This is a genomic window from Alphaproteobacteria bacterium, from assembly GCA_039980135.1.
GTDB lineage: Bacteria > Pseudomonadota > Alphaproteobacteria > UBA6615 > UBA6615 > UBA8079.
The window spans coordinates 100,186-120,605 of sequence record JBDXCV010000011.1 but is presented as its reverse complement, the minus strand read 5'-3'; the positions used below and the strand labels follow the sequence as shown (position 1 = coordinate 120,605).

Sequence of the window (20,420 nt, the reverse complement as noted above, 5' to 3'; positions counted from 1 at the left end):
CGGCTACCTGCCGCCCTGACGGCCCGTGACACGGTCGCGACCGCCTTGCAGATCACCGAAATACTTGAAGAAGTCGCTGTTCGGGGAGAGGACCATCGTCGTGCCTTCCTTGGCGAACGTCTCCTTGTAAGCTTCCAGCGAACGGAAGAACTCGAAGAACTCGGGGTCCTTTCCGTAGGATTCACCGAGAATCGCGTTGCGTGTCGCGTCGCCACCGCCCCGCAAGGACTGGGCCTCACGTTGCGCCTCGGCCACGATCTCGACCTGCTGGCGATCCGCCTCGGCACGAATGCGACGTGCATTCTCTTCGCCCTCGGCGCGCAGCTTGTTCGACTGCCGCTCGCGTTCGGTGCGCATCCGCTCATACACGGTTTGCGACACCGCTTCCGGCAGCTCCGACCGCCCGATACGAATATCGACGACCTCGATCCCAAACCCGTCGGTCTCGTTGGCAACACCGTCGCGGATCGATTCCATGATGACGTTGCGCTGATCCGAAAGCAGGTCCGCGAGTTCACGCTGGGCAACGAATTCCTTGACCGTCGAGGTCAGGATATTGCCGAACCGGTTCCCGAAGATTTGCTCATCCCGCACGGTCTGGAAGAATTTCAGCGGGTCGGTGATCCGGTACCGCGCGAACGCATCCACCAGAATACGCTTCTGATCGCTCAGCAGCATTTCCTCGGCCGGCGGGTCCACACTCAGGACCCGTTTGTCGTAGTTCACGACATTCTGGATCAGCGGCACCTTGAAATGCAGGCCCGGATCGCGGACCGTACGTTTGTGTTCACCAAGCTGCAGGACCAGAACCTGGTCTGTCTCCCGGACCGTGAAGAGGCCGGAATTCAGCAACACACCGACGACAATAATGATACCGCCGATTATCGCGAGTTTTGCGCGGCTCATTGCTGGCCTCCGGTGTTTTCGGTTCGATTGCGATTGATCTCGTTCAGCGGCAGGTAAGGCACCACACCCTGCTGGCCGCCGGCACCTTCGTCGATGATGACCTTGTTGGCCCCCTCCAGAACATCACGCAGCGTCTCGATATAAAGACGCCGGCGGGTCACGTCGGGTGCCGTCTGGTAGGTCGCGAAGATCTGGTCGAAGCGCGCGGCTTCACCCTGGGCTTCCTTGATGACCCGTTCGCGATACGCGGCAGCTTCCTCAAGCAGACCCGCCGCCTCACCACGCGCCGTCGGCACGATCCGGTTGCGGTAGGCCTCGGCCTGGTTTTGCAGCCTTTCCTGATCCTGACGCGCGCGTTGCACATCGTTAAAGGCATCGATAACGGGTGGCGGCGCTTCGGTTTTCTGAAGCTGGACACGCTCGATGTTGATGCCCGCACCGTAGCCGTCGAGAATCGACTGCAGGAGTATGCGGGTATCATCCTGAACGCCTTCACGCGCGGTGGTCAGAAGATCATCAAGCTTCGTCTGGCCGACGACTTCGCGCATGGCGCTTTCCGCCGCGGCCTTCACCGTCTCTTCCGGTGCGAGAATGTTGAACAGATAGTCTGCCGGGTCAGCGATACGCCACTGCACCGTGAAATCGACATCAGAGATGTTCTGATCGCTGGTCAGCATCAGGGATTCGCCGAGAATGTCGCGCGGGGAGGAGGACCTGCCGCCGACATTCTCGCTGTCGCGAAAGCCGATGTTCAAACGGTTGATCTGCGTCACCGCCGGGGTCAACACCTCGCCGATCGGCGTTGGCCAGCGCCAGCGCAGACCCGGTGCGGTCACTTGCTCATTCCACTTACCGAAGACCAGCTCGAGACCGCGCTCGTTTTCCTGAACCCGGTAGAAGCCGCTCAGGCCCCAGAGCAGTACAACAATCAAAATGACGATACCAATCCCGCGGCCGCTGCCGAACCCGCCCGGAATAATTCGGCGGACCTTGTCCTGGCTGCGACGCAGCATCTCTTCAATATTGGGCTGCTGTCCGCCGCCCATGCCGCCGCCGCCCGGCGGGCGTTGCCCACCCCATGGACCGCCGCCGCCACTGCCGCCGCCGCCCCATGGGCCACCACCGCCTCCTTGACTGTTCCAAGGCATCACAAATTCCTTCACCAGTAAGCTGACGCCGGACAAGATGTTTGCCAAATGAGGGCAAACGGTCACCGCGCCGGGTTTATAAATCGATCACTCAGGCTTATATCACACAACATGTCGTGAAGCGCGATCACGCCCTGGCGACCAGTCCTAGACGATATTGTCTGTACAGCCGGAGTTTTCAAGCATGACCGCCCTTTCACAAGACGATGTTCGCGCGGCGCTACGCACAGTCGTCGACCCGGTAAGCGGCAAAGACATCATCGCGAACGACATGGTCTCGGGCATGGTGATCAAGGAGCGCAATATCGGTTTCGCGATCGAGATCGATCCGGCGGACGCGGAGCGGATGGAGCCGTTACGCAAAGCCGCCGAACGCGCAGTCCTTGCGCTCGACGGGGTATCGTCCGTTTCCGCGGTTCTCACCGCCCACAATGCGGCCCCGGCAGCACGCCCCGAAGCAGCCGATGTCGCCGCGAAACCGGCGCCACGTGCCAACCCTGCACCCGCCGCATCGCTGCTGCCGGATGTCGGTGCGATCGTCGCCGTAGCCAGCGGCAAGGGCGGGGTCGGCAAATCAACCACGGCTGTGAACCTCGCCGTCGCCCTCGCCTCGCTGGGCCAGCGGGTCGGCATTCTCGACGCGGATGTATACGGGCCGTCGCTGCCCCGCATGCTGGGCGTTACCGAGAAACCCAAGCCTCTGGCCAACAAGAAGATCGCCCCGCTCGAGGCGCATGGCGTGAAAGTCATGTCGATGGGATTCATGGTGCCCGAAGACACGGCGATGGTCTGGCGTGGCCCGATGGTGATCGGGGCGCTGGAACAAATGATGCGTGAGGTCGAATGGGGTGCGCTCGACGTGCTGATCGTCGACATGCCGCCGGGAACCGGCGATGCGCAGTTGACGATGGCGCAGCGGGTCCCGCTGGCCGGCGTGGTGATCGTCTCGACCCCGCAGGACATCGCGCTGATCGATGCCCGCAAGGGCATGAACATGTTTGCCAAGGTCAATGTGCCGGTGCTCGGCATCGTCGAGAATATGAGCATGTTCATCTGCCCGAATTGCGGCGAACAGACGGATATCTTCGGCCATGGCGGTGCGCGCGCCGAAGCCGATCGGCTCGGTTGCGAGTTCTTGGGCGAAATTCCGCTCGATGTCGCAATTCGGGTGACGTCGGATTCCGGACAACCGATCACGGCGAGCGAACCCGATGGCCCGCACGCGGCGGCCTACCGGGATCTCGCGTCGGCCGTGTTGGCGAAGCTATCTTCGGCAACCACTCGTCCGGCGCCCAGCATCTCCATCGAATAAAGCGGCCTGCCGGGCCTGCGGGGCGATGCCGCCTCGCACGACCGCGCCTTCGCGGTCGCAGTTAGTTGATCGCACGACACATCTTCGTGCCTTGTCGAACACCCTGTTTCGCCCCAACTAGTGACCAGAGGCGGGTCCCTGAACAAAAGCCCGCATCGCGAAACCGCCGGGTCGGAGTTTGGCCGTGCCCCGCAGGCCGCCGGCCACCTTGCCCCCCAAAATGGCCGGCACCAAATGGTCTCCGGCCCGGCGGATTTCATTTCCCGCGCATCCCAGAAGACAATTGAATTTGTTGTGCCGATGTCGGAATGATTTCTGCGCGACGCGTGTTTATGAAGCGTATTGCAACCCACAATCGGGAGAATCCGGATGCGAATTGTCACCCGTACGGCAACCTTCCTGCTTATCGGTCTTTTGTTCAGCGTGCCGGCCCTTGCGGTCGAGCCCGTATTCTCCGCCGGGGGGGCCGCCATCCACGGCTATGATCCGGTGGCTTATTTCACCGACGAAAAACCGGTCAAGGGCGACCCGGCGCACAGCGCCTCCTATCAAGGCGCAACCTGGCAATTCGTGTCGGCCGCGAACCGCGACAAGTTCAACGCCACGCCCGAGAAATTCGCCCCGCAATATGGCGGTTACTGCGCCTGGGCCGTGGCACAAGGCTATACCGCCACAACCGACCCCGACGCATGGTCGATCCGGGACGGCAAGCTGTATCTGAATTATTCGAAGATCGTGCGCGCGCGCTGGGCCCTCGACAAGGCCGGCAACATCGCGTCGGGTGACCGCAACTGGCCGGGGCTGCGCGACGGCAGCTAGCGGTCCCGAGTTCGAGGTCTAGCGTTCGAGGGTGACGAAACTGAACGCAGGCGTCTCACCGTCGGCCGGATGATCGACCCGCGCCGTCTCGCGCCATGCGTCGTGATCGAGTTCGGGAAACCGCGTGTCGCCATCTGCCGCGATATGCACTTCCGTCAGGTAAATTCGTTCCGCGCGCGGCAGCGCCAGTTCATAAATCTGCGCGCCGCCGATCACCATCACCTCATCCGCATTGCCGGCGGCCAAAATCGCGGCATCAAGGTCGCCGACGACGGCAATATCTTCACCCGAAAAACCCTTGTCGCGCGTGATCACGATGTTCGTGCGCCCCGGCAATGCGCGCCCGATCGATTGGTGGGTCTTGCGCCCCATCACGATCGGATGGCCGATCGTCGTTTCCTTGAAAAACTTAAGATCGGCCGGGATACGCCAGGGCAGACCGCCGTCACGGCCGATCACGCCATTCTCGGCCATCGCAACGATCAGCGATATACGCACCGGTTCAGACCGCGACCTTCGCCGGGATATGCGGGTGGAACCGATACCCGTCGAGTGTGAAATCGTCATAGTCAAACGCGAACAGATCATGGACGTCCGGGTTCAGGGTTAGCTGAGGCAACGCATAGGGTTCCCGCTCGAGCTGTGCATCGGCCTGTTCGAGATGGTTCAGGTAAAGATGCGCATCGCCGAATGTGTGGATGAATTCGCCGACCTCCAGGTTCGCGACCTGCGCCACCATCATCGTGAGCAATGCATAGGACGCGATGTTGAACGGGACGCCGAGGAAAATGTCGGCGCTGCGTTGATAGAGCTGGCAGGAAAGTTTGCCGTCCGCCACGTAGAACTGAAACAGGCAATGGCATGGCGGCAGGGCCATCGTGTCCACATCCGCGACATTCCAGGCCGACACGATCAGGCGGCGCGAATCCGGCCGATGCCGAATCTGGTCGAGCAAATTCGTTATCTGGTCAATCCGGTTGCCATCGGGTGCCGGCCAGGATCGCCACTGGTGACCGTAGACGGGCCCGAGGTCGCCGTCGGAATCGGCCCATTCGTTCCAGATCGAAACCCCGTTCTCGTTCAGATACCGGATGTTCGTGTCACCCTTGAGAAACCAGAGCAGTTCATAGACCACCGACTTCATATGTATCTTCTTGGTCGTCACCAGCGGGAAGCCGGCGTTGAGATCGAAGCGCATCTGGTGACCGAACACGGACAAGGTCCCGGTTCCCGTGCGGTCGGTCCGCTCGGCGCCGTTGTCGCGAACATGTCGCATCAGATCGAGATATTGCTGCATCGGGTCTCAGGCCTCGGATCGGGCTTACGTAACGGGCCAAACCTAGTCTGCAACACGAGTCGCGGATATCCGCGACACCCTGTGAAAAACCGGGCCAACGGGGATAACCCAGCTTAGCCCTTCGTTTTTCCCGCGCCGGCCCTATATAATGGGGCGTCGGGTTTACCCGACTATGGCGATAAACGTTTTGCGCAATAAACGTTCGGACCCGGGGGCAGTACCCGGCGCCTCCACCATTTATCTCGGCGTTTCATGGCTTATGCCATGACCGGAATGGGGGCGAAACAGGATCGACGGGCGCGTAAAGGCTGAACTTTCGTCCGGCATGGTACCACCGACATCGGGCCATATTCATAGGTGCCAACGACAATGTTGAAACCTTCGCTGTTGCCGCTTAATAAGCGTTAACAAGCGCGGTTCGGGGGGCACCGGGCAACAGAAGCCCCCCACTTGCCTTCATCAACGGTCGCCCATCACCATTGCATCCACATGTTCGCGAGATACTTGTCAGGCAAACCGTTGCTCTTCGGGCCCCGGTGCACGATATTCACCTCTCATAATTATTGACCAGCGCCCAACCGGGCGCGCTTCCAGTTCGTGATCATGACCGACGACCAGATGCGATACGATCAGATGGTGGAAACCGCTCTCCGGGGCGTTGTCCGCGAGGCGTTGACCAGGACCCTCCATGAGGGGCTTCCCGGTGACCATCATTTTTATCTGACCTTCCGCACCCAGGCGCCCGGCGTTTCGATCCCGGATTATCTTCAGGATCAATATCCCGAAGAGATGACCATCGTGATGCAGCATCAGTTCTGGGACCTTGTTGTCGAAGACAGCTTCTTTTCGATCACCCTGAGCTTCAAGAACCGCCCCGCTGAGTTGCGCGTTCCCTACGCGGCCCTGTCGGCCTTCGTCGATCCGTCGGTCAAATTCGGGCTTCAGTTCAACGTCGAAACGGGAAGCAGTGTCATGGTGCCGGCCGTTCGCTCCGAGGGCGACCTGGTCCCCGTGCCGGACAACATGACCACGGCGAGCGAAGCCGAGGACGGCAAAACCGACGGCGACGCCGACGATGCGCGCGCCGAAGAGACCCCGCAAGATGATGCGGACAGCGCCGAAGTCGTCAACCTGGATCAATTCCGAAAAAAGTAGAAATGCGCCAATGCCACAAGGCCAGGAATTCGCCGAGCACGCCCGCGATTTACTGACCAGCGTCGGTGCCCCGTTTGATCAGGGCACGCGCCTGCGTCGGATGTTCGGTGGGCATGGCATCTTTTGCGACGGCGTCATGTTCGCATTGATCGCCGACGAGACGCTCTATCTCAAGGTCGACGGGGAGACCAAACCGGCATTCCTCGAAGCCGGCTGCGAATCCTTCACCTACGACAAGGGCGGCAAGCCGGTCGAAATGTCCTATGTGACCGCACCTGACGATGCGGCCGAAGATATCGACGCGCTGCGCCCATGGGCACATATGGCACTCGCCGCGGCGAACCGCACCCAGGCGAAAAAGAAACCCCGCAAATCCTGATACCCACAGGGGTTAGGCCTTTACCTATGCCGTCCGGCGACGATAATGCGCGCCGAACCCGGAGGAAGTGATGACGAACGAGACCCGCACCGAAAGCGACACGATGGGCGAAGTGGCTGTCCCGGCCGACAAATATTGGGGCGCCCAGACCCAGCGCAGTATCGAGAATTTCCCGATCGGCGACGACCGCATGCCCACCGCGCTGGTGCGCGCATTGGGGATTCAGAAGCAGGCGGCCGCGAAAGCCAATCTCGCGCTCGGGCAGCTTGAGCCTGAGGTCGCCAATGCCGTGATCGAGGCAGCACAGGAAGTCATCGACGGCAAGTTCGATGACAATTTCCCGCTGGTCGTCTGGCAGACAGGTTCCGGCACCCAGTCGAACATGAATGCCAACGAGGTGATCGCGAACCGCGCGAACGAGATTCTCGGCGGCAAGCCCGGCGACAAGTCTCCGGTCCACCCCAACGACCATGTCAATCGCAGCCAATCCTCGAACGACACCTTCCCCGCCGCGATGCATATCGCTGCGGCCATCGAATTCCAGGACCGCCTGGTTCCGGGGCTCACCCACCTCAAGGACGCGCTCGAAGCCAAGGCTGCGAAGTTCGCGGATGTAATCAAGATCGGTCGCACCCATACCCAGGACGCGACTCCGCTTACCCTGGGCCAGGAATTTTCAGGCTACGCGGCCCAGATCGACGGGGTCATCGCCGGTATCGAACGCGCAACGCCTGACCTGCTGCAACTGGCACAGGGTGGCACGGCCGTCGGCACGGGCCTGAACACGCCGGTTGGGTTCGCCGAGCGCTTCGCCGAGGAAGTCGCCGCGATCACCGGCAAACCCTTCGAGACGATGGCCAACAAGTTCGCCGGCCTGGCCGCCCACGACGCCCTCGTCGCCGCGTCCGGTGCCCTGAACGTGGGCGCGGTTGCCGCGATGAAGATCGCCAACGACATCCGGTTTCTCGGCTCCGGTCCGCGCAGCGGCATCGGCGAGTTGAGTCTGCCCGCAAACGAGCCCGGCTCATCCATCATGCCCGGCAAGATCAACCCCACCCAGTGCGAGGCGCTCACCATGGTGTCGGCCGAGATCATGGGCAACCATGTCGCGGTGACCGTCGCGGGCAGCAACGGTCATTTCGAGCTGAATGTGTTCAAGCCTGTGATCATCTTCAACGTGCTGCGCTCGGCCCGGCTGCTGGGTGACGCCTGCCGCAGCTTCACCGATCGTTGCGTGGACGGAATCGAGGCCAACCATGATCGCATCGCCGAACTCATGGCCCAGTCCCTGATGCTTGTGACCGCGCTGAACCCGCATATTGGGTACGATAATGCCGCGAAGGTTGCGAAAAAGGCATTTTCAGACGGTAGTACCCTAAAAGCCGCCGCAATTGACTTGGGCCTGCTCACGGCCGAGCAGTATGATGAGTGGGTCAAACCGGAGAACATGATCAAGCCGTCATGATCAGCAACGTTGTCGATACCCTGCCGCGCCAGTCGGCGAACAAGAAGCGATCCGTCGTCGTCGCCGGGCACCGGACAAGTGTGTCCCTCGAAAATGTTTTCTGGGACCATCTGCGCTCGGTCGCCAAGGCGCGCCGAATTTCCGTCAATGAACTCGTGACGGAAATCGACCGCGAACGCGACGGCAGCCTGTCGAGCGCGATTCGTGTGTTCGTCCTGCACGATCTGCGCAAGTAGCGCGCCAGCCGGCTGACTCCGACCCGGTTTCTAATCCAGTCAACGGCCGCGTATCAGGCCTTCCAGCAAGTTTTTGAACTGGTCTTCCGGCTTGCTCGGTGCGGGCTGCTGGGTGGTGTTCCCGTCGGCTGCGGGTGGTGCCTGTTCCTGATTTCCACCCGGCAGCAGCTTGCGCAGGATCGATCCGGCAGCCTTGCCGACAATGAACTGGTTGATCTCGTTGACGTTGACCAGCCGCGTGTTGGGGGCATCGAGCGGGCCTTTCTGCTCGACAACCACACCAGCAAATTCAGGATGCGCCGGGAACCCGGCGCGCGCGCGAATATCCACCGTCCAGGCCGGCAGGTTGGTCGTGCCGCTGAACGCCACCGCCGCGCAATCCGCATTGATCTGCTGTTGCGGCAAGGTTGCGATACCGTTGGCCAAATCAAACCGCCCGTCGAAATTTGCGATCTTGGTTTGCCCCCCGCGACCCGATGAAGCGAGTCCGAGGAATCCCTCGATACCGTTGAGCCGATCGAGCTGGTTGCTGATCTGACAAACATCGATTCCCTCGACCACCGCATCAGTGAATCGCATGGCACCTTTGCCGGCGAGATTGGAAATCATCTCGAATTCGCTCCGCCCGCGTGACGTCACATCCAGGTCCGCGCCCAGCCGACCCGACGCAAGCTTGACGTCCGAAACCGGGAACAGAAGGTCGAGTACAGACATCACGCCGCGCTCGCCACCCGCGCCCTCACCCTCACCGAGGAATTTTGCGGCATCGGCATTCTCGACCCGCATCGCATAACGCATGGTCGGCACATCACCCGCCGCGACCTGGCCCGTCATGTTGAACCCGCCGCCAAACGCCTTGCCCGACAATTCGGTGAGGTCCAGAACGCCGTCATCGAGCTTGATCGAGAATCGCGGCTGATCGACGCGAATGTTGGTGTAGGTGATCGCGGGCGCGGAAAGCTTGATATCCGCGTCGGCGGCCCGGAGGCCGGACAGCTCGATCGGTTCACGCGACCAGCGTTGCCCGCCGGCGCCGGATGCCGAACCGCGCCCCGACGCCACGCCGGGAGCCGAAGCGCCGCCGGCGCGCGCATTGGAAGCGGCGGCCCCCTTTTGCGCCGGCAGGAACGAATCAACGACAATTTCGCTCGTCTCCAGGCTTGCCACCACATTGGGCCGTGGACCGCCCGTCGCGACCTGCGCGTTGCCCTTGAAGTCGACAGGACCCGCTTTCCCGGCGAAATTCGAGAGGGTCATGGAGTTTTCAGCAAGCGCCAGGTCCGTCTTCATGGCGAACGGCCCGAGGTCGGGTTTTGCCGGGTTGTAGCCGGGTGCAAGCAACCGTGCGAAGGCCACCATGTCCGGGTGGGCCGCACTGATTGCGAGATTGCCGCGCGGGCTGCCGGAGGCGAGATCGGTCAGCCGACCGCGCGCGCTGACCTCACCGGGTCCGACGCCGATCGTCGTGTCGATATCGCTTGCCGTCAGGTCGCCGCGCAGGCTTGCGTTGGCCGCCAGCGCGCCCAGTTTGGGCCCTCCGGCACCGTTTTCGCCGCGAATCCGCGCAGCAAATCCGGCAGCGTCGGGATGTCTGATGTCCATCCGAATGTCGTAACGCGGTGGCACGGCCAGGACACCCAAACTTCCCGCCGTCCGCATGCTGGCGCCCAATGCATCGAGGGTCACGTCAACCTCGAGGTTTTGCATATCCCCCCGAAGTGTGCCGCTGAGCTTTGTCGCACCGAGTTTCGCCGGCGCATCGACCCCGGCCAGCGCGAGCAGACGGTCCCCGTCGCGCGCGTCCAGTTTGATCGCCACATCGGCTTTCGGCGCACTCGCGAGACCGTCGAGGCGCCCACTTACGGAAGCATTCGCGCCGGCAAGGCTCTCGACGGACATGTCGCGCAGTTCGAGGCTGCCGCCCTGCAACGTCGCATCCAGATTGATCCCGCTCAGGCGTTGTTCGCGTACAACCACCTCGCCGACTTTCAGCTGGAGGATGGCATCGAACTTGTCGAGCGCGGCCAGCCCGGTCGACCCGGCGTTACCGGCTTTCGGCCTGCCGTCAGCGGCGGCGTTGGCGGCCGGACCGCCCGTCGGCGCACCGGATTTATCCGGTGCCTGCGCGGTCGGACCCGGCAAATAAGCGTCGGCATTGAACTTGTCGAGTGAAAGCCCGATACCGAGGCCGAGGCGTTCGCGTACGGCAATGGCCACGCCGCCCCGCAACCGCGAAACGTCGACACTGACATCGATATCCGTGAGCGTGACATTTTCGGGGGTCGCGTTGACCGATACAGAGCCGGTCATCTTGCGCAGGCGATCCTGCGGCACGGTCGCGACATCGATTCCAGCCCATTGCAAGAACGCCCGGAAATCATCGGCGGACAATTCGGCCTGGCCCTCGAACTTCGGTGCCGCATCCGCCGTCGATACGAACCCGATCACGGATGCGTTCGCGCCGCCGGGAAACTGCGCCGCAGCCTGCGATATCGTCACGCTGCCATCGGCCAGTTCTGTGTTGAGCAGAACCTGGCGAACGACACCGCCGCGATAAACGACCGCATCGATCTTGGCTTCCAGTGTTGCCGAAATTCCGGTTGGGAGCGCAAACCCCGCGCCGCTCGAGGCTTCACCCGGCGCGGATTTCTTGGATGCAGTGCTCCCCCCTGCTGCCGAGGTTGCGCCCGAACCGTTCTCCCTGGCACCCGACTTCGGCGTTGCAGCAAGAAGCCGGTCCAGATCCAGTTGTGCCAGGTTCAGAACAACGGCCGCAGAGGGTTTGTCACCAAGGACCACATCGACCGCACCGGTTGCGGAATCGTCGCCCAGCCGCAACGCAAGATCATCGATCGAGATCGCCTCCTGGCTGGCGGCCAATGTCCCGTCAACCTCAAGCGACTTGCCCTTGAGAGCCACCGGTGCCGGCCCGTCGGAAACGGCGGCGATCAGCGCCGACAGATCCTCCGCGCGCACCTCGACCTGCCCGGACAGGCGTGCGGCGTCGGGCGTCCCCGCGAGAGCGCCCGAATAGCCGATCTCGGCCCCGCCGGTTGTAATCTTCAGGTTGACGGGCGTCGCACGATCTTCCACGAACTCGCCGACAGCAGCGTCAACGCCGACCGAAATTCCGCGCGCGATGACGGTACCATCGGCGCGGAACGGACCTTTCAGGCTCGCCGCACCCAGCGAGACGTTGATCTTCTCCACACGCTCGGTGCTGTCTGGTGTCCTGAAAACCAGCGTACCGCCATCAACCACGACATTGTCGAAGCGTACGGCCGGCGCTTGCGACGTGCCCGTCTCGCCGTCTGTTGCCCCGACTGAGACACCACCCGCACCCGGCGCATCATCCGGCGCCGGCACAAACGTCCAGTTGTTCGACCCGTCCGCATATGTCTCGAGCAGGACATCGGGCTGCGAAAGCACGATACGGCTGATCTGTATGTTTCCCGTGATCAACGGGAACAGCGCGACCTCGACGACAGCTGCCTTCAGGCGCAGCATATCCGGCGCGCTGCCGTCCGCGGCATTCGACAACCGCACATTCGTGGCCGAGACGCCTGGCGCCGGCAGTATGCGGAACTTCAAAGACCCATCGATTGCAAGATCACGACCGGTGGCCTTCGCCACTTCCCGGGAGATATCTGCCTTTATCGAATCCGCCGGGACAAAAAGCGGGCCCACAAATGCAGCCGCAATCACAACGACGACCAGAACAGAAATGCCAATGATTAGTTTTCGCACGAGACGGCGTCTCCAGTTTTCTAGGGCGCGCATGCGCATCAAGCGCGCCAGTCCTTTGTCATGCCCGGATTGCGCCGCGTTCGAAAGCTAAAATATCAGCCTGTGGGACGCAAACCGAACCACGCACCATATGAGCGCAAATGGAATGGCGAAGATGTGACAACGCGCACAGTTGGGCCTGCCGTCGATTCCATGGCAGCTTGTTGGGATGATGCGTTTTCGTTGCACGTTGCTTTATGCACTGACCTTCATGTGGGCGTTGGCGGCGGCGCCCGCAAGTGGCCAGCAGAACCAACCGGAAGATTCATCCGGCTGGTCCACAAAAAAGCTCGCAACCGCGAAACGTCACATGGTCGCGGCCGCCCACCCCGACGCCGTCGCGGCGGGCCTCGAAATGCTGCGCCGTGGCGGAAGCGCGGCGGATGCCGTCATCGCCGTTCAGCTCGTTCTCAATCTGGTGGAACCCCAAAGCTCCGGCATCGGCGGCGGCGCGTTTCTGCTGTTTTATGACGCCGCCAAGAACCGTACCGTCGCCTTTGACGGGCGAGAAACGGCCCCCATCGCCGCCACACCAGACCTTTTCCTGACCGCCGACGGCACGCCGATGAAATTCGGTGACGCCGTCGTGGGCGGCCATTCGGTCGGCACGCCGGGCACCGTCGCCGTGCTGGCCCGCCTGTTTCAGGAACACGGGAAATTGACCTGGCCGGAACTGTTTGCGCCGGCGATTCACCTCGCCCGGGAGGGGTTCATCGTCGGGCCCAGGCTCGCAAAGCTGCTCGCCAGCGAACGCGGCCAGCGGCTCCGAACCTACGCCGAAGCGCGACAATATTTCTTTCCCGACGGCGAACCCCTGCGTGCGGGCACTTTAAGGAAGAACCCGGCCTTCGCCGAAACCCTGATCGCCATCGCCGAGCGCGGTCCCCGGGCCTTCTACACGGGCGTGATCGCCGAAGATATCGTCGCCGCCGTTCGCGACGCCCCCGGCAACCCGGGACGCCTCGCACTGGCGGACCTCGCATCCTATGACGTCATCCGCCGGGCGCCGGTGTGTCACGGCTATCGCAGCTACCGGGTCTGCGGTATGGGACCGCCAAGTTCCGGTGGGCTGTCCGTCGGGCTAACCCTCGGCATGCTGACCGCGTTCGATCTGCCCGGCATGGGACCCGACGATCCGCAGAGTTGGCACCTGCTGGCGGAGGCCTCGAAACTCGCATTCGCCGACCGCAATCAGTACATGACCGACGGTGATTTCGTTCCGGTCCCGGAAGCGGGACTGCTCGATCCGGCATATGTTGCGAAACGCGCCGGTTTTATCCGCCGGAACACCTCCATCCTGCCGCCTGTCGTTCACGGGCTTCCCCCCGGTGCACCCGCGCCCGGGCGCGCGCCGGACAATCAGAACGGCCGGCCCGGCACCAGCCATATCTCGATCGTCGATAGCGCCGGCAATGCCGTCTCCATGACAACGACCATCGAGGGCGCGTTCGGCTCCCAGTTGATGGTGCGGGGTTTCCTCCTGAACAACGAACTCACCGATTTCTCGTTCCTCCCGCGCAAGGACGGGCAGCCGGTGGCGAACAGGGTGGAACCGCGCAAGCGTCCGCGCAGTTCGATGGCCCCGACCCTGGTGTTCAACGCGGACGGTTCGCTTCGTCTGGTGGTGGGGTCTCCGGGCGGCAGCCGCATCATCGGCTATGTCGCCAAGACATTGATCGCGGTGCTGGATTGGGGCCTCGACATTCAGGCAGCCATCGATCTGGGACATGTGGTCAACCGCAACGGCGCGACGGATTTCGAGACCGGCACCGGTGCCGTGAAACTTGTGCCGGCATTCAGGGCACTTGGTCACACGACACGGGTGCGCGATCTCAACAGCGGCCTGCATGGCATCGAGGTCGTCGATGGGAAACTGCGCGGCGGCGCAGACCCGCGGCGCGAAGGCGTCGCGCGCGGGGACTAGAACGCATGCGCGAATCCAAGATCGTTGCGCAAGAAACGGAATGACGGGATCAGCGCGATGGGATAGTGACGCGTTCCCGAGCCATATTTGCGGACCGCCACATTGACCATTTCCCCCATCAAGACACGCATGGGCATGCGCGAATGGACAATGCTCGTGACATTGTCGGTTCTTTGGGGCGGTTCATTCTTTTTCGTCGAAGTGGCCATCAAGGAACTTCCGCCGTTCACGACCGTCACCTTGCGCGTCGCGCTTGCGGCCACCGCCCTCTGGGCTTTTGTCATTTTGACGGGCCGGCCCCTGCCCCGAGAACGCGACGTCTGGCTTGCTTTTCTGGGAATGGGCATCCTCAACAACGCCATCCCCTTCTCCCTGATAACCTGGGGACAAACGGAAATCGCTTCCGGACTGGCGTCAATTCTTAACGCAACCACGCCGTTATTTACGGTGATCGTCGCCAGTCTCTTATTGTCTGATGAGCGCGCTACCTCAGCGAAACTTATCGGTGTCATGTTCGGCTTCACCGGTTGCGTTCTGATCGTCGGGCCTTCCGCGATCACCGGTTTGGGCGTCGGAGTCCTGGCGCAACTTGCCGTGCTCGCCGCCGCGCTCGCCTATGCGTTCGCGGGTGTCTACGGGCGCAGGTTCCAGACCATGGGCGTGGATCCCGTGGTAACCGCGGCGGGGCAAACCACATCCTCGGCTCTGCTGCTTCTGCCGATCGCTTTCATTCTCGAGGACCCGCTGGTGCTCCCATTGCCAGGCTCGGGCACATGGGCGGCAATCCTGGGTTTGGCGATCTTGTCTACCGCCATCGCCTATGTCCTGTACTTTCGTATCCTGGCATCTGCCGGCGCGACAAACCTGCTTCTCGTCACATTCTTGATCCCCGTTTCCGCCATCCTGCTCGGGGTGGTAATTCTGGGAGAGAATCTCTCGCTGTCGCATATCGCGGGACTGGCCCTCATCGCGGTTGGCCTCGCGGTCATTGACGGGCGCATCTTTCACCGTCGACAGAAAGTCGGCAAACGCTAGTTTTTGTCCGCGCCGACCCGGGTGAGGAAGACCGCACACAGGAACGCAAGCGTCGAGGCCGTCAACATGACCACGGCCATCGGCAATGGCGTGTCATCCTGAACCATTCCCGCAAGTTGTGCGAAGCCCGCGCCCACGAGCATCTGCAGGAAGGCGAGAAGTCCGGACGCGGTCCCGGCGAAGCGCGGGCTGATGCTGACCGCCCCGGCCTGGGCGTTGGGCATGGACAGGCCATTGGCGAACGCCATTCCCATGCCCGGCAGGAAGATCGTCCAGGGCGACCAGATACCTGCCAGCACGAAACCAAGCATGACGGTCCCGAAGGCGACCGCGAGACCGCTTCCGACGCGCATCATCCGGTCGAGCCCGACCCGCTGGCCAAGCCGCGCCGTCAGGAATGTCCCGCTCATGAAGCCGGCAGAAATCAGGACGAAAAACAGACCGAACTCGGTCGGGGGCCGTTGCAGGACATCGATCATCACGAACGGGGCGGCACCGAGAAACGCCATGAACATGCCCATGCCGAACCCGACCTGTCCGGCGTAGCCGACAAAGGCCGGCACCCGCAGCAGCACGGCGAATCCCGAGAGCATGCCGCGGAAGGTCTGGGCGGAAGCACCTGGCTGAAGTGTCTCCGGCACCTGCGGCAGCGCCAACGCCAGCACCACGATGCCGACGACGCCCGAGAAGATGAAAACCGCGCGCCAGCCGAAGGCGTCGTTGAGCAACCCACCAATCAGGGGCGAGACCATCGGTGCCACAACGAGCGCGGTGATCATGTAGGCCATCAATCGCGCTGCGGTGTCCCGGTCATACAGATCACGGATGATGGCGCGGCTGACCACCATCCCGGCCGCACCGCCCACGGCCTGGATTACCCGACCGACAATAACCAGCTCGATCGTCGGCGCGAACGCGCTCACGATTGACCCCAGCAGGAAGATCACCAACCCGACCAGCAGCACCGGCCGTCGTCCATAGCGATCCGACGCCGGGCCATAGACCAAGGTCGCAAATGCAATCGTGAACAAGGCGAGCGACAGCACATATTGCACGGTGCCCGCGCTGGCCATGAACGCATCCTGCATGACCGGCAGAACCGGCAGGATGATCTGCATCGCCAGCGGCCCCAGCGCGGCAATCACCGCGAGAACGCCGATCAGCATCCTGGTGTTGGCGGGCGGCGTCACCCTGCAGCCAAAACCTGGCCTTCGGGCGGCCCATAGCCACCGCCACCCGGCGTCTCGATCACGAACACATCTCCCGGCCCGGCCCGGGTCCGGTCGGTGCCGGACATTTCCACGCAAGTGCCATCGGCCCGTTCGAGCCAGTTGCGGCCCACCGCACCAGTGGCACCGCCGGCCAGCCCATAGGGCGCGATTTCGCGATGGTTGGCCAGGATCATGACATCCATATCCTCCAGGAACCGCACACAGCGGCGCGCGCCGTCGCCACCAACATGCTGTCCCGCACCGCCCGATCCCGCGCGAATCTCGAAGCTCTCGAGCAACACGGGGAAACGCCATTCGAGGATCTCGGGATCGGTCAGCCGCGAGTTGGTCATGTGGGTGTGCACCGCCGAGGTGCCGTCGAAGTCCGGCCCCGCACCCGAGCCGCCGCAAATCGTCTCGTAATACTGATACCGTGCGTTGCCGAAGGTGAAGTTGTTCATGGTGCCCTGGGCCGCCGCCATCACACCCAGCGCGCCGTACAAACTGTCGGTCAGCGCCTGGCTGGTCTCCACGTTGCCGGCGACCACGGCGGAAGGATACTCCGGTGCCAGCATCGAACGTTGCGGGATGACGATCTCGATCGGCTTGAGGCAGCCCTCGTTCATGGGGATCTCGTCGTCGACAAGGGTCCGGAACACATACAGCACGGCCGCCCGGGCAATCGCCGTCGGCGCGTTGAAATTGCTTTCGAGCTGGGCGCTGGTGCCGGTGAAGTCCACCCGCGCACTGCGGGTGACCCGGTCGATCGAAACGGCGACATGTATCTCCGCCCCGTTGTCGAGCGGGTAGACGAACGACCCGTCACGCAGCACGTCGAGCACACGGCGCACTGATTCCTCGGCATTGTCCTGCACGTGGCCCATATAGGCGTGGACCGTCTCCAGCCCGAACTGATCGACCATCCGGCGCAGCTCCGACACGCCCTTTTCATTGGCCGCGATCTGGGCCTTGAGGTCGGCCACATTCTGATCCGGATTGCGCACCGGGTGCGCGCCCGAGCCGAGCAATTCACGGATCGCGTCCTCGCGGAACGTGCCCGCATCGACGGCCTTGAAATTGTCGATGAGCACGCCCTCGTCGTCGATGGTCCGCGAATCCGGCGGCATGGAGCCGGGCGATATCCCGCCAATGTCCGCATGGTGCCCGCGGCTGCCGACGTAGAACAGAATGTCTCGCCCCGCATCATCGAACACCGGCGTGATGACAGTCACGTCGGGGAGATGGGTGCCGCCGTTGTAGGGCGCATTGAGCATGTACACATCGCCGGGCGCCATGCGCGCGGCGTTCTCGCGGATCACCACGCGGATGCTCTCCGACATCGACCCCAGATGCACCGGCATATGGGGAGCATTGGCGACAAGATTTCCGTCGGGTGCGAAGATCGCGCAGGAGAAATCCAGCCGCTCCTTGATGTTCACCGAATAGGCCGTGTTCTGGAGGGTCACGCCCATCTGCTCGGCGATCGACATGTAGAGATTGTTGAAGACCTCGAGCATCACCGGGTCCACGTCGGTGCCGATCGCCGCGACCCGGTCCGCCGCCACGACCCGTTCGATCACCAGATCACCACGTTCGGTCATCGCCGCGCGCCAGCCCGGCTCGATGATCGTCGTCGCCACGGCCTCGCTGATGATCGCCGGGCCGTCGATGGAGACGCCGGGTGCCAGCGCGTCGCGTTCATAGACGGGCGTCTTGTGTGCCGCGCCATCCATGTGCGCCGTCACCTGATCGACGGCGGTCGCGTCCCCCGTCACATCCGGTGCCAGATCCGCATCGGCGCTCTGGTCCGATACGCCGATCGCCTCCACGGCCGCCGTCTCCACGATCAGGGCCTTCTCGGGCATGGTGAAGCCGTATCGCTGGCGGTGCGTCTCGGCAAAACTGTCCGCCATTTCCGGCGCACCGGCGAAGTCCACCTCCAGCGAGGTGTCGGTCCCCTCGTAGCGCAGGTGCAGGCGTCGGCGGACCGTGATGCGTGCATCGTCGACGCCCTGACCCGACACCTCGTCGCGCGCCGCATCGGCCAGTTGCTCCAGGATACGCGCGACCCCTTTGTCCACTGCACCACCCAGCGGGGCCTCGACGGATTGCTCGCGCAGCGCGCGGATATCGGCCAGCCCCATGCCATAGGCCGACAGCACGCCCGCAAACGGATGCAGCAAAACCCGGGTCATGCCCAGCGCGTCGGCGACCAGACAAGCGTGCTGGCCGGCCGCACCGCCAAACGCGCACAGCGTATAGCGGGTCACGTCGTACCCGCGCTGAACGGAAATCTTCTTGATCGCGTTGGCCATGTTCTCGACCGCAATCCTGAGGAAGCCTTCGGCCACCTCGACCGGGCTGCGCGTGTCGCCGGTCGCCGTTCGGATGTCATCGGTCAGGGCCGCGAACTTCGCGCGCACGGCGCCGGCATCCAGCGGTGAATCCTGACCCGGCCCGAAGACCGAGGGGAAATGCTCGGGCTGCAATTTCCCCAGCATCACGTTGCAATCGGTGACCGTCAGCGGACCGCCCTTGCCATAGCTGGCGGGCCCCGGGTCCGCGCCCGCGCTTTCCGGGCCGACACGGTAGCGCGCGCCGTCGAACGAGCAGATCGAACCGCCACCCGCCGCAACCGTGTGTATCTGCATCATCGGCGCGCGCATCCGCACGCCGGCAACCAGCGTCTCGAAGGCGCGCTCCAGCTCGCCGTTGTAATGGGTCACGTCGGTCGAGGTGCCGCCCATGTCGAAGCCGATCATGCGCTCGAACCCGGCCGCCTCGCTCACCTGTACGGCGCCCACAACGCCGCCCGCGGGGCCCGACAGGATCGCATCCTTGCCCTGGAACATGTGTGCGTCGGTCAGCCCGCCATTCGACTGCATGAACATCAGGTTCACATCGCCCAGCTCGTCGGCCACCCGGTCGACATAGCGGCGCAGGATCGGCGAGAGATAGGCATCGACCACAGTCGTATCGCCCCGCCCGACCAGCTTGATCAGCGGGCTCGTCTCGTGGCTGACGGAGATCTGGGTGAAGCCGATCTCTCGCGCAATCTCGGCGCAGGCCTTCTCGTGGTCCGGCACCCGATAGCCATGCATGAACGCAATCGCGACGGCGCGAATGCCGTCGTCATACGCCGCCTGCAAGCCGGCCCGCGCGCCGGCCGCATCGAACGGCACGACCACCTCGTCCTTCGCGTTCACCCGCTCGTCGATCTCCACGACGGTTTCATAAAGCTGCTCGGGCAGGATGATGTGCCGGTCGAACAGGCGCGGGCGGGCCTGGTAGCCGATGCGCAGCGCGTCGCGGAAGCCCCGCGTGATCGCCAGCGCCGTGCGGTCGCCCTTGCGTTCGAGCAGCGCGTTGGTGGCGACGGTCGTCCCCATCTTCACGGCGCCGATCAGGCCGGATGGAATCGCGTCGCCGGCGCCCAGCTCAAGCAGGTCGCGAATGCCCTGCACCGCGGCGTCGGCGTAATGCTCGGGATTCTCCGAAAGCAATTTATGCGTGCGCAATGACCCGTCCGGCGCCCGCCCGACAATGTCGGTAAACGTGCCGCCCCGGTCGATCCAGAAGTGCCAGCGATCGGCTGCGCGTATGGGTTCGTCACCCGCCATGAACTATCCCCGATATTTGCCGGCAGACTGGTTTGTCACACGGCGAAAGTCAAAGGCCGGTGGCCGGCGGGTAGAGCATATTAAAATTTGCTTATTATTGTATTATTGAAACTATAAGCACTTTTTG

The 20,420-nt window shown here is 63.0% G+C and carries 16 protein-coding genes and 1 other RNA gene; 9 read left to right on the top strand and 8 right to left on the bottom strand.

Features of this window, described 5'->3' with window-relative positions; all coding sequences use genetic code 11:
* Positions 1-3 precede the first annotated feature (3 nt).
* Together hflC and hflK are read right to left on the bottom strand one after the other, a co-directional pair.
* A complete protein-coding gene (hflC, locus tag ABJ363_15210) occupies positions 4-906 on the bottom strand; it encodes a protease modulator HflC (GenBank protein MEP4380343.1) in 903 nt (300 codons plus the stop codon).
* Positions 903-2,054: an FtsH protease activity modulator HflK gene (hflK, locus tag ABJ363_15205; protein MEP4380342.1), complete on the bottom strand. Its 1,152-nt coding sequence runs from the start codon at positions 2,052-2,054 to the stop codon at positions 903-905. The genes hflC and hflK overlap by 4 nt, the downstream gene beginning before the upstream one ends.
* Positions 2,055-2,238: 184 nt before the next feature.
* Between hflK and ABJ363_15200 the strand changes: the two genes are divergently transcribed.
* Together ABJ363_15200 and ABJ363_15195 are read left to right on the top strand one after the other, a co-directional pair.
* The gene (locus ABJ363_15200) at positions 2,239-3,366 is read left to right on the top strand and encodes an Mrp/NBP35 family ATP-binding protein (protein ID MEP4380341.1); all 1,128 of its coding nucleotides are present in this window, start codon (positions 2,239-2,241) and stop codon (positions 3,364-3,366) included.
* A gap of 369 nt (positions 3,367-3,735) precedes the next feature.
* Positions 3,736-4,185 (top strand): YHS domain-containing (seleno)protein, encoded by a 450-nt coding sequence (locus ABJ363_15195; protein MEP4380340.1) that lies wholly within the window; start codon positions 3,736-3,738, stop codon positions 4,183-4,185.
* 18 nt (positions 4,186-4,203) lie between these two features.
* Here the strand turns inward: ABJ363_15195 and ABJ363_15190 are convergent, their stop codons facing one another.
* Positions 4,204-4,683, bottom strand: coding sequence for a dihydrofolate reductase (locus ABJ363_15190; GenBank protein ID MEP4380339.1), 480 nt, complete (start codon positions 4,681-4,683; stop codon positions 4,204-4,206).
* A 4-nt stretch (positions 4,684-4,687) separates the two neighbouring features.
* Complete coding sequence (locus tag ABJ363_15185; protein ID MEP4380338.1) at positions 4,688-5,482, bottom strand: thymidylate synthase; 795 nt, start codon at positions 5,480-5,482, stop codon at positions 4,688-4,690.
* A 116-nt stretch (positions 5,483-5,598) separates the two neighbouring features.
* Between ABJ363_15185 and ssrA the strand changes: the two genes are divergently transcribed.
* The 5 genes from ssrA (at position 5,599) to ABJ363_15160 (ending at position 8,717) form a co-directional block, all read left to right on the top strand.
* Positions 5,599-5,933: a transfer-messenger RNA gene (gene ssrA, locus ABJ363_15180) on the top strand.
* 152 nt (positions 5,934-6,085) lie between these two features.
* Positions 6,086-6,637, top strand: coding sequence for a ClpXP protease specificity-enhancing factor SspB (locus ABJ363_15175; GenBank protein MEP4380337.1), 552 nt, complete (start codon positions 6,086-6,088; stop codon positions 6,635-6,637).
* Positions 6,638-6,647: 10 nt separating this feature from the next.
* Positions 6,648-7,016 carry a TfoX/Sxy family protein gene (locus tag ABJ363_15170; protein MEP4380336.1) on the top strand — a complete coding sequence of 123 codons (369 nt, stop codon included), beginning with the start codon at positions 6,648-6,650 and terminating at the stop codon, positions 7,014-7,016.
* A gap of 70 nt (positions 7,017-7,086) precedes the next feature.
* Positions 7,087-8,481, top strand: a complete 1,395-nt coding sequence (gene fumC, locus ABJ363_15165) for a class II fumarate hydratase (protein ID MEP4380335.1) — start codon at positions 7,087-7,089, stop codon at positions 8,479-8,481.
* Positions 8,478-8,717, top strand: a complete 240-nt coding sequence (locus ABJ363_15160) for a ribbon-helix-helix domain-containing protein (GenBank protein ID MEP4380334.1) — start codon at positions 8,478-8,480, stop codon at positions 8,715-8,717. Before fumC ends, ABJ363_15160 begins: the two co-directional genes overlap by 4 nt.
* A 39-nt stretch (positions 8,718-8,756) precedes the next feature.
* On the opposite strand, the gene ABJ363_15155 is transcribed toward ABJ363_15160, so the two are convergent.
* Positions 8,757-12,464, bottom strand: a complete 3,708-nt coding sequence (locus ABJ363_15155; GenBank protein MEP4380333.1) for an AsmA family protein — start codon at positions 12,462-12,464, stop codon at positions 8,757-8,759.
* A 208-nt stretch (positions 12,465-12,672) separates the two neighbouring features.
* Between ABJ363_15155 and ggt the strand changes: the two genes are divergently transcribed.
* Positions 12,673-14,427, top strand: a complete 1,755-nt coding sequence (gene ggt, locus ABJ363_15150; protein ID MEP4380332.1) for a gamma-glutamyltransferase — start codon at positions 12,673-12,675, stop codon at positions 14,425-14,427.
* Here ggt and ABJ363_15145 read toward each other — a convergent pair.
* Positions 14,424-14,564 carry a hypothetical protein gene (locus ABJ363_15145; protein MEP4380331.1) on the bottom strand — a complete coding sequence of 47 codons (141 nt, stop codon included), beginning with the start codon at positions 14,562-14,564 and terminating at the stop codon, positions 14,424-14,426. The genes ggt and ABJ363_15145 overlap by 4 nt on opposite strands.
* On the opposite strand from ABJ363_15145, the gene ABJ363_15140 reads away from it, so the two are divergent.
* Positions 14,557-15,462 carry a DMT family transporter gene (locus ABJ363_15140; GenBank protein ID MEP4380330.1) on the top strand — a complete coding sequence of 302 codons (906 nt, stop codon included), beginning with the start codon at positions 14,557-14,559 and terminating at the stop codon, positions 15,460-15,462. The two genes, ABJ363_15145 and ABJ363_15140, sit on opposite strands and share 8 nt — an antisense overlap.
* Here ABJ363_15140 and ABJ363_15135 read toward each other — a convergent pair.
* Positions 15,459-16,652: a multidrug effflux MFS transporter gene (locus ABJ363_15135; GenBank protein MEP4380329.1), complete on the bottom strand. Its 1,194-nt coding sequence runs from the start codon at positions 16,650-16,652 to the stop codon at positions 15,459-15,461. The two genes, ABJ363_15140 and ABJ363_15135, sit on opposite strands and share 4 nt — an antisense overlap.
* Complete coding sequence (locus ABJ363_15130) at positions 16,649-20,293, bottom strand: hydantoinase B/oxoprolinase family protein (GenBank protein MEP4380328.1); 3,645 nt, start codon at positions 20,291-20,293, stop codon at positions 16,649-16,651. Before ABJ363_15130 ends, ABJ363_15135 begins: the two co-directional genes overlap by 4 nt.
* Positions 20,294-20,420 lie beyond the last annotated feature (127 nt).

What these genes read in the sequence shown, in the direction of transcription:
- ABJ363_15160 (MEP4380334.1), top strand. Translation starts at nt 8,478, where the DNA reads ATGATCAGCAACGTTGTCGATACCCTGCCGCGCCAGTCGGCGAACAAG.
- ABJ363_15130 (MEP4380328.1), bottom strand. Translation starts at nt 20,293, where the DNA reads ATGGCGGGTGACGAACCCATACGCGCAGCCGATCGCTGGCACTTCTGG.
- hflK (MEP4380342.1), bottom strand. Translation starts at nt 2,054, where the DNA reads ATGCCTTGGAACAGTCAAGGAGGCGGTGGTGGCCCATGGGGCGGCGGC.
- ABJ363_15200 (MEP4380341.1), top strand. Translation starts at nt 2,239, where the DNA reads ATGACCGCCCTTTCACAAGACGATGTTCGCGCGGCGCTACGCACAGTC.
- hflC (MEP4380343.1), bottom strand. Translation starts at nt 906, where the DNA reads ATGAGCCGCGCAAAACTCGCGATAATCGGCGGTATCATTATTGTCGTC.
- ggt (MEP4380332.1), top strand. Translation starts at nt 12,673, where the DNA reads ATGATGCGTTTTCGTTGCACGTTGCTTTATGCACTGACCTTCATGTGG.
- ABJ363_15195 (MEP4380340.1), top strand. Translation starts at nt 3,736, where the DNA reads ATGCGAATTGTCACCCGTACGGCAACCTTCCTGCTTATCGGTCTTTTG.
- fumC (MEP4380335.1), top strand. Translation starts at nt 7,087, where the DNA reads ATGACGAACGAGACCCGCACCGAAAGCGACACGATGGGCGAAGTGGCT.
- ABJ363_15170 (MEP4380336.1), top strand. Translation starts at nt 6,648, where the DNA reads ATGCCACAAGGCCAGGAATTCGCCGAGCACGCCCGCGATTTACTGACC.
- ABJ363_15140 (MEP4380330.1), top strand. Translation starts at nt 14,557, where the DNA reads ATGGGCATGCGCGAATGGACAATGCTCGTGACATTGTCGGTTCTTTGG.
- ABJ363_15145 (MEP4380331.1), bottom strand. Translation starts at nt 14,564, where the DNA reads ATGCCCATGCGTGTCTTGATGGGGGAAATGGTCAATGTGGCGGTCCGC.
- ABJ363_15185 (MEP4380338.1), bottom strand. Translation starts at nt 5,482, where the DNA reads ATGCAGCAATATCTCGATCTGATGCGACATGTTCGCGACAACGGCGCC.
- ABJ363_15175 (MEP4380337.1), top strand. Translation starts at nt 6,086, where the DNA reads ATGACCGACGACCAGATGCGATACGATCAGATGGTGGAAACCGCTCTC.